The organism is Rhizobium sp. BK176 (assembly GCF_024808055.1).
The window spans coordinates 143,598-157,849 of sequence record NZ_JANUBV010000004.1 but is presented as its reverse complement, the minus strand read 5'-3'; the positions used below and the strand labels follow the sequence as shown (position 1 = coordinate 157,849).

Below are 14,252 nucleotides of genomic sequence, written 5' to 3'. Positions count from 1 at the left end.
TTTCTGTAACGGCTGCTCCATGAGGGGGCGACGCCTCCGTCCCCTGTGCCGATGAATGCCCCGTCCGGCACATCCTTGCTCCCCGAGGACTCCATGTTCATCTTTCGCATGAAATCGCTTGCAGCCAAGCTTATCCTCATTACCGGCATTGCCATCGCATTCGTCCTCCTCGTCTCCAATTTCTTCCTCATCGGCGAGACGCGCAACCGCGTCCAGACGCTAACGATGGATCAAGCCAATCTCGAAGCGAAGGCGATCGCCAACGAGGTTGCTTCCTCCGTTGGAGAGTTGGCGGGCGCGGCCCGCTCGATGGCCGGCACGATCGGCCGCGGTCAGGAAGGCAAATATCTCGACCGCAAGGCCGTTCTCGACATGTTGAAGGCAAACGTCGAACGCAACCAGTTCGCCTTCGGAAGCTGGTTCGCCGAAGAGCCGAACGCCTTTGACGGCCAGTCGCCGACGATGGCAGGCAAGGTCGAATTCGGCGCCGGCAAGGATGGCACGTTCAACCCCTACTGGACGAAGAGCAAGGATGGTGGCTTCACCTTTTCGACCTTTGATTCCGACTACAAGGCTGCCTGGTACGCGCTCGCTGCGGAGAGCAAGAAGGGCGCACTGTCGCCGCCTTATGCGGAAACGACCACCGGTGAAAACACCGCGATGACCTCGATTGCCTATCCGGTCATGTCTGGTGGCAAGCTGATCGGTGTCAGCGGCGTCGACATCTCGCTTAAGTCGCTCCGCGACAAGCTCTCGACGCTGCATCCCTTCGGTTCCGGCCGCGTCACGCTGCTCTCGCAGACCGGCAAATGGATTGTCTCGCCGATCCCCGAACTCGCCATGAAGGACTACGACGGCGAAGGCACCGACGCCGTAAAGAGCGCGCTTTCGACACTGCAGCCCGCCGTCGTCAAGAACCTCGCCTATGACGGTTATGAACCCTTCGATCGCGTCGTTTACCCCTTCGCCCTACCCGACGTGAACACGACTTGGGTCGTCCTCGTCGACGTCCCGCACACCGCCATCAACGCGCCTGTTCAAGATCAGACCTTCATGATGGTCGCAGCCGGCATTCTCGTGCTCGCCGCGGTCATGATTGCCCTCTACCTAGCCGTCCGTTCTCTCGTCCAGCGCCCGATCGGCGGCCTCGTCGCCAGCGTCAAGGCACTTAGCGACGGCAAGTACGAGCAGCCGGTTGCCGGTCAGGAGCGGGCCGACGAGATCGGTTCGGTCGCGAAGGCGCTGGAAGGCTTCCGCTTTGCGCTTGCCGACACGCAGCGCCTCGAAGCTGAAGCGAACAACCAGAGAGACGCAGCCGAGGCCGAGCGCGGCCGGTCGGAGGCCGAGCGGCAGCAGTCCGTCACGCTGCAGCGTCACATCGTCTCGATCGTCGGTTCTGGCCTGTCCGAATTGTCTCAGGGCAATCTCGGTCACCGCATCACCGAGGAGTTCCCGGGCGAATATGCCAAGCTGAAGCAGGATTTCAACGCGGCGCTCGAAAGCCTCGAGGAAACCATCAAGACGATGAACCTCAGCGTCGTGAACATCGGCTCCGGCACCAGCGAAATCAGTGGCAGTGCCTCTGACCTCGCCAAGCGCACCGAACAGCAGGCAGCAAGCCTCGAAGAGACGGCGGCGGCACTGAACGAGCTTACCGCCCAGGTCAACTCGAGCGCCGAGAATGCCCGCACCGCCGCTGATAACGTCAACCTCGCCTGCGAGGATGCCGAAAAGTCAGGCGAAGTCGTGCGCAAGGCGATCGCTTCGATGCAGGGCATCGAGCAGTCCTCGACAGAGGTCTCGCGCATCATCAGCGTCATCGACGAGATCGCCTTCCAGACCAACCTGCTGGCACTGAACGCCGGCGTCGAAGCCGCCCGCGCTGGGGAAGCCGGCAAGGGCTTCGCCGTCGTCGCGCAGGAAGTCCGCGAGCTAGCTCAGCGTTCGGCAAATGCCGCCAAGGAGATCAAGACGCTCATCAACACCTCGGCCGTACAGGTCAAGGAAGGCGTCGATCTCGTCGGTCGCGCGGGCGACACGCTCCACAAGATCTCCGAGCAGGTCATGGGTATCAACGGTCTCATCCGCCAGATCTCGGCATCGGCCAGCGAACAGGCGATCGGCCTAAAAGAGATCAACCAGGCCATGAACCAGATGGACCAGGTGACCCAGCAGAACGCCGCCATGGTCGAGGAGACGACGGCCGCCAGCGTCACGCTCAACGACGAGGCGCAGACGCTGAAGCAGCTCGTCACGCGCTTCCGCGTATCCGGCATGAGCCACGCTTCGGCGCTGCGCTCGACGGCTCAGCAGATGCGTGCGCCGACCGCCGCTGCGACCTATCGCCAGGCCGCAGCTCCGGCACCGCGCCGGGCCGTCCCGCAGACACACGGTTCGGCAGCACTGGCCCAGGACAATTGGGAGGAATTCTAAGCCGAGCCCGGTCGCTCAAAACAAGAAAGGCGCCTGAGCAATCAGGCGCCTTTTCTAATGGAATGTCGAATGCTCAGGCAGCGTTCGAGGTCTGCTCTTCATTGAGGAATGCATAGATCGCCGACGCGGAGTCGGTCGCGCGCAGCTTGGCGACAAGATCGTGGTCACGCAGCACGCGGGCGATGCGAGACAGGGCCTTCAGGTGATCCGCACCGGCGCCTTCTGGCGCGAGAAGCAGGAACACAAGGTCAACAGGCTGATCGTCCAGAGCCTCGAAATCGACCGGCTGCTCAAGGCGCGCGAAGATGCCGACGATGGAGTGGACGCTTGCGAGCTTGCCGTGCGGTATGGCGATGCCGTTGCCGACGCCGGTGGAGCCGAGGCGCTCGCGCTGCAGGACAACATCGAAAACTTCCCGCTCCGAAAGTCCTGTGACTTTCGACGCCTTTGCAGCCAATTCCTGGAGGAGCTGTTTCTTGGAATTTACCCTGAGGGCGGGAATTATCGCATTTTGCTGCAGCAAATCTGCCAATGCCATTTTATTTTCCTTCTGCGCCGAGAGAGCGATGGCGGCAGCCTAACTGCCGCCCTTCGCCTTAACCTCAGCTTTTGATGCTGGCTGCATCGATCCAGCCAATGTTACCGTCATGCCGACGATAAACGATGTTCAATTGTTCCTTGCCGGGGCTGCGAAACAGCAGCAGCGGCTCATCCGTCATGTCGAGCGCCATCACGGCGGTCGCGACCGACATTGTTTTCAGTTGCTTGGTGCTTTCGGCGACGATCGCCGGCGCGAAATCATCCGGGATCTCGTCTTCGTTGTCCGACATGCCATCCATGACGGTATAGGCAACTTCCGCTGAACCATTCTGGTGATTTCCAGAGTAGTGATCCTTCAGCTTGCGCTTGTAGCGGCGAAGACGCTTTTCGATCCGCTCGGAAGCGGCATCGAACGCCAACTGCGGATCCATCGCCTCTCCGGCGGCATGCAATACAACTCCGCTATCGAGATGAAGCTTGCAGTCCGCGGAAAACCGGGCGTTGGCCTTATGTACGATCACTTGACCGGAATACCCTCCGTCGAAGTATTTCGTGACGGCTACACCGATTTGGTCCTCGATCCGCTGACGAAACGAGTCACCAATTTCCATATGTTTACCGGATACACGCACACTCATGGAGTTTCCCTTCTTATGGTAGTTTGCGAGTACCAGTTTACGCCAAGGCTCCCGCTCATCCAAGCACTTCGCACGATCCCAAGCAAGATCGGCCGAAGTTGCCGGCTTCAGGCGCCCTGAGGATGATGGGGATAACTTCCTAGCGCTGTCCACAGCGCCAATTGCGGCGGGCTTCTAGCCAGAAGTTACCAAAATGTCAACAGACTTTTATTAGCGCCTTGAAATACACGCACTGATGGCTGCGAAATCGCTCTCAAAAGCCCGCGACCTTGGCCAGGGCTTTCTTTTCGCGCCTGCGCTGGACGGAGGAAGCAATGCTCATTGCTTCACGGTATTTTGCCACTGTGCGACGAGCGAGATCGACGCCGCTCTTCTTGAGGATATCCGCTATATCGTCATCCGAAAGCACGGCCTCCGGGGTTTCCTGCATGATCAGCGTCCGGATCTTGTGGCGGACGGCCTCGGCCGAATGACTATCGCCGCCTTCAACGGCACTGATCGAAACGCTGAAGAAATACTTGAGCTCGAAGAGGCCGCGTGGTGTCAGCATGTACTTGTTTGACGTCACGCGGCTGACCGTGGATTCATGCATCTTGATGGCATCCGCCACCGTCTTGAGGTTGAGCGGTCGCAGGTGATCGACGCCATGCATCAGGAAGGCATCCTGCTGCCGGACGATCTCGCTTGCCACCTTCATGATCGTCTTAGCCCGCTGATCGAGGCTCCGGGTCAACCAGTTGGCGGTCTGCAGACATTCCGACAGAAAGGCGTAGTCATCGCCACTTTTCGTAACTTTTGAAAAATACGCCTGATTGACCAGAACGCGCGGCAGCGTGTCCGGATTGAGCTCGATCAGCCAGCCACCATCGGCGCTTGCGCGCACGACGACGTCAGGCATGATCGCCTCGGACATCCCTGCTTCGAAGCCGGTGCCGGGCTTCGGGTTGAGCTGGCGGATCTCGCTCAGCATGTCGAGCAGATCTTCCTCGTCAACGCCGCAAAGCCGTTTCAGTGTCGCGAAGTCACGCCGCGCCAGAAGCTCGAGATTGCCGACCAACGCTTGCATAGCAGGATCAAAGCGATCCTTCTGGCGAAGCTGGATCGCCAGGCACTCCGCCAGATTGCGGGCGAAAACACCGGGCGGATCGAGGGTCTGCAGGGCTGCGATCACCCGCTCGACATCGTCGGGGTCGGCGCCCAGGCGATCGGCCGCCTCGGTCGCATCGCCGTGAAGGTAGCCGGCCTCGTCGAGTTGGTCGACGAGATGCTGGGCAATCATCCGGTCGGCCATGTCGGGCAGAACAAAGGGCAGTTGCTGGGCCAGGTGGTCGCGCAGAGAGGTCTGGCCGGCAACGAAATCATCGAGATCGTAACTCTCTGCCCCATCGCCGCCGCCGGGCATCGATTTCCACTGGCTGATCAGCTCCGGCGCATCGGCGCGCTGCGGGGCACCGTCATCGGGAAAGACATTGGCGTAGTTGGCGTCGAGTTCATCGCTGAGGCGGTTTGCGCCCCCGGCGTTGCCACTCTCGTACCAGTCGCCCGACAGAACTTCAGTCCGGCTGTCGTAGCCGTCTTCGGAGGTCTCGTCCGGCTGCGATGCGTAAGCCTCGTCTTCCGCGCCGCCGCGCTCGGGAGCTGCGTCTGCGTCAGTCGACGGAATCTCGAGCAGCGGATTTTTCTCAACTTCCTGGGCAATGAACTGGGTCAGCTCAAAATGCGTCATCTGCAGCAACTGGATGGACTGCATCAGCTGCGGTGTCATCACCAGCGACTGGTTCTGGCGCAGAAAAAGGTTGGCCGACAATGCCATAGCGGACGCGAAACTCCCGTTCGTCTCCTCCGGGAAACCGCGTCCTGCCACGGGCTCAGGCCACGGATATCCAAGTTGGCCCAAAAATTGCTTTTTTATTCTATTTGGTCAAGCAGAACCGTCACGGAAGGTGAATTTCCGGGCTGGCCTGCACGCGTCAGAGGCTGAAATTGTCGCCGAGATACAGGCGGCGCACTTCCGGATTGTTGACGATGTCGTTGGCGCGACCATGCGTCAGCACTTCGCCTGCATGGATGATGTAGGCGCGGTCGATCAGGCCGAGTGTCTCGCGCACATTGTGGTCGGTGATCAGCACGCCGATACCGCGCCCTGTCAGGTGATGCACGAGGTGCTGGATGTCGGCGACGGAAATCGGATCGACGCCGGCGAACGGCTCGTCCAACAGCATGAAGGTCGGATCGGTTGCCAGTGCGCGAGCAATTTCCAGACGCCGCCTCTCGCCACCGGAGAGCGACACCGCGGCGCTCTTGCGCAGCTTGCGAATATGGAATTCGTCGAGCAGCTCGTCGAGTTTCTTCTCGCGTGCAGCCTTGTCGTTGATGTGCACTTCAAGAACCGCGCGAATATTTTCTTCGACGGTCAACCCACGGAAGATCGACGCTTCCTGCGGCAGGTAGCCGACACCTAGCCTCGAGCGACGGTACATCGGCATCGTCGTGACATCGTTGCCGTCGATCTCGATCGTACCCTCGTCAACGGGTACGAGCCCGGTGATCATGTAGAAGCAGGTAGTCTTGCCGGCACCGTTCGGGCCGAGCAGCCCGACGGCTTCGCCACGTCGAACGACCAGCGACACGCCGTTCACCACGCGCCGCGTGCTGTAGGTCTTTGTCAGACCGCGCGCGATTAGCGTGCCCTGATAGCGGCTCTTGTCACCGGCGGGGGTCTCAGCAGCTTGCTGCCCGGACCTGCCGAACATGGTCGATAGCGAGAATAACTTCACGTGGTAAGGCCGGGGTCAGTTCTGTTTCTGTGACTTCGGATCAAGCTGGATCTGGACGCGCCCCCCGCAGCTGTCCAACTGTGCCTGACCTGTTTCCATGTGGACCGTCAACTGGCAGCCCGTAAAGACGTTCGGTCCATCGGTCAAGACAACCTTGTCCCCCTTGAGGATGAACAGCTGCTTGGCCATATCGAACGAACCGTTGTCGGCGGTCGCTGTCTGCGTGCCCGAGGTCAGGTACACCTTATCCGTGACCACGATGTGATCGATATCCGTGTTTCCCGATGAAATCGACGCCGAGGTGTTCTGGGCGGGTGCAGCCTTCTTGGCGCCAGCGGCCGGCGCCGCGTTGGGATCGGCCTTCGGCTTGTAATAGACCGTCATGTGGCCGGCCTGCAGCGTTGTCTTGCCTTGTACGACCTTCACATTGCCCGTGAAATCGGCCGTGTGCTCCTGATCGTGGATCTCCAGCTTGTCGCTCTCGATCTGAATCGGTTCGTCCCTGTTCAGCTTCAGGCCGTCCATTTGGCTGGTCGTTGCCTGCGCCAGGGCGCCTCCGGCCAACAGCAGCAGCGCGACCGCGCCATTGAAAAATACTGCTCCCGCCTTGCGGGTAGAAATGCGACAATCGTTTGTCATGGTGACCCGGCTGTTAAGTGCCCTGTTTGTGAATAGCGGACGGATCGACATTCATGCGTACATTCCCCTCGAATGTGATCGTCTGCCCCTTATCCGTCATCTTGATCGACTGCGCAACAATAGAGGCGCCATCTTTCTGAATACTTACGGGATCCTCGCTGGTGAGTTTCCCACCTTTGATATCCACCTTGGCGGTCTGGAACTTGGCCGTAAGGCCGTTGCTCAACAGAATGGCAAAGGGGGATCGAACATCGAGATTGTCGGTCGCGCGATCGTAGTCCGCAGACGTCGCTTCGACGCGAGCGATCAGGTCGTCCTTCATCGGCACCGCAGCCTTGATCTTCTCAAGCGTCATCAGGTTCGGATTCTTGATATCCTGGAGCGCCCGTTCGGCCAGCATCGAATAGTTGATCCCGTCCGAATTGCGGCCCGAGATGGCGGGCTTTTCCATTACGACCTTGCCGTTCTCGATCTTGGCGCCCTCGATCTTTATATTTTCCGGCAGATAGGTGCGGATAACAGACACACCAATAAAGACCAGCGACACCACGACGGCCGCCACCGGCAGAATGACCTTCAGGCGGCGTACACGTGCGGAATGGAAGCGCGCATCGACATAGGCGCCTCGCTTCGGCGCCGCATAGTCGGCCTTTCCGCTGGTGTTCAATGTATTGAGCATAACCTGGTCCATGTCCGTGATCGGGCAGCTTATATAGGCGTTGCCGCGCCCGATCACAGTTCGTTTCGCATTATTACACTGACTTGCCAATATGGATTTTTTTCTGCAACAAGCAACAAAGGCGCCGGAACGTGTAAAATCAACGTGTCCGAACGGCGCAATAGCCCTAAGGTTAGGGGTCGTGCGTGCTCGCCACCCCCTGGAGGAATTAATGGACAGTTCGATGATCGCCGATCGCCGCAGGCTTCGCCGCAAGGTCGGCTTCTGGCGCGTCGTCGCGGTGTTGCTGCTCGTGGCACTGGGCTTTGCCGCCTACAGCGCCTTCATCGGCGACGTCCCACGCAGCCGGCCACACGTCGCCCACGTGACCATTTCCGGACTGATCACCGATGATGACGAGTTGCTGGAGCGACTGAAGAAGATCGAAAAGAACGATGCGGTAAAGGCCGTCGTCGTCTCCATTTCCTCGCCCGGCGGCACGACCTATGGCGGTGAAAGGGTCTTCAAGGCTATCCGCGCCATCGCCGCCAAGAAACCCGTCGTCTCCGACGTGCGGACGCTGGCCGCTTCCGCCGGCTACATGATCGCGACTGCCGGCGACATGATTATTGCCGGCGACAGCTCGATCACCGGCTCGATCGGCGTGATCTTCCAATATCCGCAGGTCAAGCCGCTGCTGGACAAGATCGGCGTGTCGCTTGAAGAAATCAAATCCTCGCCCCTGAAGGCCGAACCCTCGCCGTTCCATCCGGCGAGCGAGGAGGCCAAGGCGATGATCAACAGTATGATCGTCGACAGCTATGGGTGGTTCGTCGATCTCGTCGCCGAGCGGCGCAAGCTGCCGCGTGATGAGGTGCTAAAACTGGCGGATGGCACGATTTTCACCGGGCGTCAGGCCTTGAAGGCCAAGTTGATCGATCAGATCGGCGGGGATGACGAGATCCGCGCCTACCTGGAGACGCGCAAGGTCAGCAAGAGCCTACCGGAGGTCGATTGGGACAAGCGAAGCAGCACACCCTTCCTGCTCGCAGACAGCGCATCTCAAATCCTGACACTGCTCGGCTACGACAATCTTGCCAAGGCGCGGGACCTTGGTGGAATTCTGCCCCAAAAGTTGCTCCTTGACGGGCTCCTTTCAGTTTGGCAGGTTGGCAATGACCAATAAGAAATCAATAATTTAAGGGGGCAGAAGTGATCAAGTCCGAACTGGTGCAGATTGTTGCAGCTCGCAACCCGCATCTTTACCATCGCGATGTCGAAAATATCGTCAACGCGGTGCTCGACGAGATCACCGATGCGCTCGCGGCGGGCAACCGCGTCGAGCTGCGCGGTTTCGGTGCCTTCTCGGTCAAAAATCGCCCTTCCCGTTCCGGCCGCAATCCGCGCACCGGCGATACCGTTTTCGTCGAGGAGAAGTGGGTTCCCTTCTTCAAGACCGGCAAAGAGCTGCGCGAGCGTCTCAACCCGGGACAGGCCGACGAAGAGGATTGATCCTCGCGATCACGACTGCCTGCGGCAAGCCTGCACTTGAACTTGGCTCTCGGCCCACTATCCTGCTGACCAGATCAAAGCGCTACGCCAAAGGCGGTGGGCGTTGAAATACGGAGGCCGAGCATGGCGAAAAAGATCACCAACCTATTGATTTTGCTGCCACTCGGAATCATCCTCATTGTCTTCTGCGTCGCCAACAGGCAGGTGGTTACGCTCGCATTCAATCCCTTCCTGCCGGAAGACCGCGTGCTCTCGCTGTCGGCGCCATTCTTTGTATTCATCTTTATCGCGCTGATCATCGGCATGGTCGTCGGTTCGGCTGCCACCTGGTTCAACCAGAGCAAATATCGCAAGCGCGCTCGCACCGAGGCTAAGGAAGCGGTTCGCTGGCAGGCAGAGGCGGATCGGCACAAAAACCGCGCCGAGGAAATTGCCGGACAGCTGCCGTCGCGGTGACAGCTCGCCCGAAGCGAGGCTGAAATTCGGCGGGGCAAGCACTTGCAGCCATCGCCCCAGCTTCATAGCTATACAAAGTAGACCCGCTGCACATCTGCTAGGCACAGTCGTTCTACGACACACGCGCGGCGCCTTGCGAGGATGAGACCATGAATATCGACGAAATCCTGCGGTCAGTCGTGGCCGTCCGCTCATCAATTCCCGAAGACGCCTTTACAGCAGGCACACTTGGCACACGCCGCGAAGGCAGCGGCGTCGTGATCAACTCATCCGGGCTGGTCCTCACCATTGGCTACCTGATCACCGAAGCCGAGGAAGTCTGGCTGACGACGCTTGACGGGCGGGTGATCGCAGCCCATCCGCTCGCGTATGATCAGGAGACCGGGTTCGGCCTGCTGCAGGCTCTCGGCGACCTCGGCCTGCCGGCCCTGGAATTCGGAAGCGGGACCGGAGCCGGCCTCGGTGATCCCGTCGTATTGGCGGATGGCATCGGCCAATTCGTGGAGGCGAGGATCGTTGCAAAGCAGGAATTCGCCGGCTACTGGGAATATCTTCTGGATGAGGCAATCTTCACCACGCCTGCGCACCCGTCCTGGGGCGGCGCCGCCCTGATTGATGCCGAGGGCAAGCTGCTTGGGATCGGTTCGCTGCGTTTGCAGATGAGCCAGAACGGCGAGGTCGCCGACATCAACATGATCGTGCCGATCAACCTGCTTCCACCAATTCTGGACGACCTGATGACGCGCGGGCGCGTCAACAAACCGCCGCGGCCGTGGCTTGGAGCCTTCTCGGCGGAAAGCAACGGCGATGTGATCGTGATGAGCGTCGCTGAAGGCAGCCCCGCGGATACCGCCGGCCTGCGGCGAGGTGACATCATTTCCGAAATCCGCGATGGCGAAGTCGATGGACTTGCCGATTTCTATCGCAAGGTCTGGAGCAGCGGTCCGGCGGGCGCGGAAATCCCGATGCGCGTGCTGCGTGATGGCCGGGAGGCGTGGCTGCGCATCAGGTCCGCCGACCGCAATCAGTTCCTGAAAAAGCCGCAGTTGCAATAGGGTCGGAGACGCGTGGTTCTACGCGTCTGGATAAAAACTCATCTCCTCGTAGTCGCCTTCCGCCGATGTGCCTGATCCGGTGACGACGAACCCTTTCGAACAATAGAAGGCCTTGGCGCGGTTGTTCTTCACCAGGCATTTCAAGCGATACTTGTTATGCGGCCAATCGGGGAGCGCCGCGAGCAGCGCGGCACCGGCGCCCTGCCCCTGCCAGGATCTGCTGACATAGAGCATGTGAATGAAATCGTCCGGCGGCCACAACGTCATGAAGCCGGCGATTTCGCCGTTTGGCGCCTCCGCGAGCCACAGATGTTCGCCCTGTGTGTGGGCCCTGAAATCATCGTGGCGGAAGCTGGCTGGATCGACCCACGCAAAGGTCTCGCGGCGCACGGCGAGATAAATGTCTGCCAGAGTTTCCAGATCCGATTCCCGTGGCGATCTGATCGTCCACTTGACGGATTGCGGCTGCGTCTGAACGGAGAGATCTGTCAATTCCGACCCTTATTCTGCGGCTTTGGCACTGACGGCGGCGTTGAAACTCGAGAAGAACTGCTGCGCCAGCTTCGTGGAGGTCGAGTCGATCAGTCGTGCGCCGAGCTGCGCGATCTTTCCACCGACCTGGGCTTTTGCTTCGTACTGCAGGACCGTTTCGTTGCCCTCGTCCTTCAGCACCACATCGGCGCCACCCTTGGCAAAGCCGGCGATACCACCTTTGCCTTCGCCTGAGATCGTGTAGCTTTCCGGCGCGTTGATATTGGAAAGCGTGACCTCTCCGTTGAAGGTTGCCGAAACCGGACCGATCTTGATCTTGACCACAGCCGTCAGCTCGGTTGGGGACTTCATTTCCAGGCTCTGACAGCCCGGAATGCACTGCTTCAATATCTCCGGGTCATTGAGCGCTGCCCATACGACATCGCGAGGCGCGGTAATCCGTTCTTCGCCGGTCAAGTCCATCCGAAATCCTCCCATTTCGACCTGCCTCAATTTATCACAGCCCGAAAGCGCTTTGCCAAGGTGAAACAGGATGCTATTTGCACGAGTTCTATCGAATTGAAGCACGCGGAAAATCACGTGAGACAGAAAGAACGCCGGCCTGGCCAGAAATCCGCCGCCGGCCCCTCGGGCGGACGCCGCCCTGACGATCGCGGCCAGCGGCCGATAAAGCCGGCAGCGAAGCCAGCGCCAGTTCGTGAGAAGGTGCGCGAACCGGCTTCCGTGCCGACGGCAATCGACCGGCCGCTGATGGTGCGCACTGGCGAACGTCCGGCTGAACGCGTGCCCGTTATCCTCGAGTCCCTCGGCGCAGGCGACTTCCATCTGATCGACAGTGGCAATGGCGAGAAACTGGAGCAATACGGCCCCTACCGGATCGTGCGCCCGGAGGGCCAGGCATTGTGGCAGCCGTCCTTGCCGAAACAGGCCTGGGAGAAAGTCGATGCCGTCTTCACCGGCGACACCGACGAGGAAGGCACCGGGCGCTGGCGCTTTCCCAAGGAAGCGCTCGGCGAGACTTGGCCGCTTAATCTGCTCGGCGTCGATTTTCTCGGCCGCTTCACCTCTTTCCGCCACGTCGGCGTCTTTCCCGAGCAGATCGCCCACTGGACCTGGATGAAACAGCAGGTCGAGGCCGCCAAGCGGCCATTGAAGGTTCTGAACCTGTTCGGCTACACCGGTGTCGCCTCGCTCGTCGCCGCCGCTGCGGGCGCCGAGGTTACGCATGTCGATGCTTCCAAGAAAGCGATCGGCTGGGCACGCGAAAACCAGGCGATGAGCGGACTGGAAAAGGCGCCGATCCGCTGGATCTGCGAAGACGCGATGAAGTTCATCCTGCGGGAAGAACGCCGCGGCAACACCTACGACATCATCCTCACTGATCCGCCAAGCTTCGGCCGCGGCCCGAACGGCGAGGTTTGGCATCTTTTCGCCCACCTACCGCTAATGCTCGACATCTGCCGCGAAATCCTGTCTCCGAAGGCTGTCGGGCTCGTGCTGACCGCCTATTCGATCCGCGCCAGCTTCTATTCGATCCACGAACTGATGCGCGAGACCATGCGCGGGGCCGGCGGTGTCGTCGAATCCGGCGAGCTTGTCATTCGCGAGGCCGGGCTGGACGGCAATAGGCCGGGCCGCGCCCTTTCCACCTCTCTCTTCTCCCGTTGGTACCCAAATGAGCCATGAACACAGGGGCCACGGCCCGCATAAGGTCGGGCACGTGAAAGAGGTCACTTCGCTCGCCAATCCTATCATCAAGGACATCAAGGCGCTTAGCGACAAGAAAAACCGCGAGCAGAGCGGTACCTTCATGGCCGAAGGGCTGAAGCTTGTCATCGATGCCATTGAACTCGGCTGGACAATCCGCACCCTCGTTTACGCCAAGGCAGCCAAGGGCAAGCCGCTGGTCGAGCAGATGGCGGCAAAGACCGTCGCCTCGGGTGGCCTGGTGCTCGAGGTCAGCGAGAAGGTGATCTCCTCGATCACCCGCCGCGACAATCCGCAGATGGTGGTCGGCATCTTCGAAAGCCGCTGGAAGCCATTGCGCGAGATCCACCCGAAGCCAGGCGAAACCTGGATTGCCCTCGACCGCGTGCGCGACCCCGGCAATCTCGGCACGATCATTCGCACCGCGGATGCTGCCGGCGCCTCCGGCGTCATCCTCGTCGGCGAAACGACTGATCCCTTCTCGCTGGAAACGGTGCGCGCCACCATGGGCTCGGTGTTTGCCGTTCCCGTTGCACGCGCCACGGCGGAAGAATTTATCGCCTGGAAGAAGCACGCCGGCGTTTCCGTCGTCGCGACGCACCTGGCCGGATCGGTCGACTACCGCACGATCGACTACAAGAAGAAGCCGGTGGTGATCCTGATGGGCAACGAGCAGTCTGGGCTGCCCGAGCATCTTGCAAAGGAAGCCGATGCGCTTGCCCGTATTCCGCAGCAGGGCCGCGCCGACTCCCTCAATCTTGCCGTCGCCAGCGCCGTCATGCTCTTCGAGGCACGGCGTCACCTTCTCTCACTCGACGAGGCCAAATGACCGAACAGACGCTAGAGCGCCCGACGCTGTTTGCCAGGCCGCTGCCGATCCTGATCTTCATCGTCATTGCCGTCGTGCTTGACCAGATCGTCAAGATCGTCGTCGACCGTACGCTGCCACTTCAGGAGCCGGTGCATCTAATCCCGATGCTGGCGCTCTACCGGACGTACAATCTCGGCGTCGCCTTCTCGATGCTCTCTGGCATGGACGGGTGGTTCATCGTCGGCATGCGCCTTGTTATCGTCGCTTTCGTCATCTGGCTCTGGCACCGCACTGGCAAGCAGCGCACCTTTGCTCATCTCGGCTATGCGCTGATCATCGCCGGCGCGCTCGGCAACCTGATCGACCGGTTCCTCTACGGGCATGTGATCGATTACATCCTGTTTCATACCGAGACATGGTCGTTCGCCGTCTTCAACCTAGCCGACAGTTTTATCACGATCGGCGCGGGATGCGTGATTCTTGACGAGCTGATACAACCTAAAAACGCAGACCGTTAAAATCCTAGCGATTTGC

At 60.2% G+C, this 14,252-nt stretch carries 16 protein-coding genes; 8 read left to right on the top strand and 8 right to left on the bottom strand.

The features are described from left to right. The first annotated feature begins 93 nt into the window (after window positions 1-93). Complete coding sequence (locus FHT76_RS16160) at window positions 94-2,433, top strand: methyl-accepting chemotaxis protein (RefSeq protein WP_183860501.1); 2,340 nt, start codon at window positions 94-96, stop codon at window positions 2,431-2,433. Window positions 2,434-2,506: 73 nt separating this feature from the next. Here the strand turns inward: FHT76_RS16160 and ptsN are convergent, their stop codons facing one another. From ptsN to lptC, 6 genes are all read right to left on the bottom strand, one after another. Continuing rightward, window positions 2,507-2,971 (bottom strand): PTS IIA-like nitrogen regulatory protein PtsN, encoded by a 465-nt coding sequence (gene ptsN, locus FHT76_RS16155; protein ID WP_183753195.1) that lies wholly within the window; start codon window positions 2,969-2,971, stop codon window positions 2,507-2,509. Window positions 2,972-3,035: 64 nt separating this feature from the next. Continuing rightward, window positions 3,036-3,611, bottom strand: coding sequence for a ribosome hibernation-promoting factor, HPF/YfiA family (hpf, locus tag FHT76_RS16150; RefSeq protein WP_016552530.1), 576 nt, complete (start codon window positions 3,609-3,611; stop codon window positions 3,036-3,038). Window positions 3,612-3,864: 253 nt separating this feature from the next. Beyond that, entirely contained in the window at window positions 3,865-5,424 is a 1,560-nt protein-coding gene (gene rpoN / locus FHT76_RS16145) for an RNA polymerase factor sigma-54 (protein ID WP_183860503.1), read from the bottom strand. Between the two features lie 157 nt (window positions 5,425-5,581). Further along, a complete protein-coding gene (gene lptB / locus FHT76_RS16140; RefSeq protein WP_016552528.1) occupies window positions 5,582-6,364 on the bottom strand; it encodes an LPS export ABC transporter ATP-binding protein in 783 nt (260 codons plus the stop codon). A 39-nt stretch (window positions 6,365-6,403) separates the two neighbouring features. Beyond that, window positions 6,404-7,027, bottom strand: a complete 624-nt coding sequence (locus tag FHT76_RS16135) for an LptA/OstA family protein (RefSeq protein ID WP_016552527.1) — start codon at window positions 7,025-7,027, stop codon at window positions 6,404-6,406. A 13-nt stretch (window positions 7,028-7,040) separates the two neighbouring features. Then, window positions 7,041-7,706, bottom strand: coding sequence for an LPS export ABC transporter periplasmic protein LptC (gene lptC, locus FHT76_RS16130; protein ID WP_183860505.1), 666 nt, complete (start codon window positions 7,704-7,706; stop codon window positions 7,041-7,043). A 211-nt stretch (window positions 7,707-7,917) separates the two neighbouring features. Between lptC and sppA the strand changes: the two genes are divergently transcribed. From sppA to FHT76_RS16110, 4 genes are all read left to right on the top strand, one after another. After that, window positions 7,918-8,871, top strand: coding sequence for a signal peptide peptidase SppA (sppA, locus tag FHT76_RS16125; RefSeq protein WP_183860507.1), 954 nt, complete (start codon window positions 7,918-7,920; stop codon window positions 8,869-8,871). Window positions 8,872-8,897: 26 nt separating this feature from the next. After that, on the top strand, window positions 8,898-9,197 hold the full coding sequence (locus FHT76_RS16120; RefSeq protein WP_003544934.1) for an integration host factor subunit beta: 300 nt from the start codon (window positions 8,898-8,900) through the stop codon (window positions 9,195-9,197). A 123-nt stretch (window positions 9,198-9,320) separates the two neighbouring features. After that, window positions 9,321-9,653, top strand: coding sequence for a lipopolysaccharide assembly protein LapA domain-containing protein (locus FHT76_RS16115; RefSeq protein WP_183753204.1), 333 nt, complete (start codon window positions 9,321-9,323; stop codon window positions 9,651-9,653). Between the two features lie 149 nt (window positions 9,654-9,802). Further along, window positions 9,803-10,708 carry a S1C family serine protease gene (locus FHT76_RS16110; RefSeq protein WP_183753205.1) on the top strand — a complete coding sequence of 302 codons (906 nt, stop codon included), beginning with the start codon at window positions 9,803-9,805 and terminating at the stop codon, window positions 10,706-10,708. Window positions 10,709-10,726: 18 nt separating this feature from the next. On the opposite strand, the gene FHT76_RS16105 is transcribed toward FHT76_RS16110, so the two are convergent. Together FHT76_RS16105 and FHT76_RS16100 are read right to left on the bottom strand one after the other, a co-directional pair. Then, the gene (locus tag FHT76_RS16105) at window positions 10,727-11,200 is read right to left on the bottom strand and encodes a GNAT family N-acetyltransferase (RefSeq protein WP_183860510.1); all 474 of its coding nucleotides are present in this window, start codon (window positions 11,198-11,200) and stop codon (window positions 10,727-10,729) included. Window positions 11,201-11,209: 9 nt separating this feature from the next. Further along, entirely contained in the window at window positions 11,210-11,662 is a 453-nt protein-coding gene (locus FHT76_RS16100; RefSeq protein WP_183860512.1) for a carbon monoxide dehydrogenase subunit G, read from the bottom strand. A gap of 117 nt (window positions 11,663-11,779) precedes the next feature. On the opposite strand from FHT76_RS16100, the gene FHT76_RS16095 reads away from it, so the two are divergent. From FHT76_RS16095 to lspA, 3 genes are read left to right on the top strand one after another with little or no spacing between them, the layout of a single operon-like run. Next, the gene (locus FHT76_RS16095; protein WP_183860514.1) at window positions 11,780-12,886 is read left to right on the top strand and encodes a class I SAM-dependent methyltransferase; all 1,107 of its coding nucleotides are present in this window, start codon (window positions 11,780-11,782) and stop codon (window positions 12,884-12,886) included. Next, window positions 12,876-13,736: an RNA methyltransferase gene (locus FHT76_RS16090; RefSeq protein WP_183860516.1), complete on the top strand. Its 861-nt coding sequence runs from the start codon at window positions 12,876-12,878 to the stop codon at window positions 13,734-13,736. Before FHT76_RS16095 ends, FHT76_RS16090 begins: the two co-directional genes overlap by 11 nt. Further along, entirely contained in the window at window positions 13,733-14,236 is a 504-nt protein-coding gene (gene lspA / locus FHT76_RS16085) for a signal peptidase II (RefSeq protein WP_183860518.1), read from the top strand. Before FHT76_RS16090 ends, lspA begins: the two co-directional genes overlap by 4 nt. Window positions 14,237-14,252 lie beyond the last annotated feature (16 nt).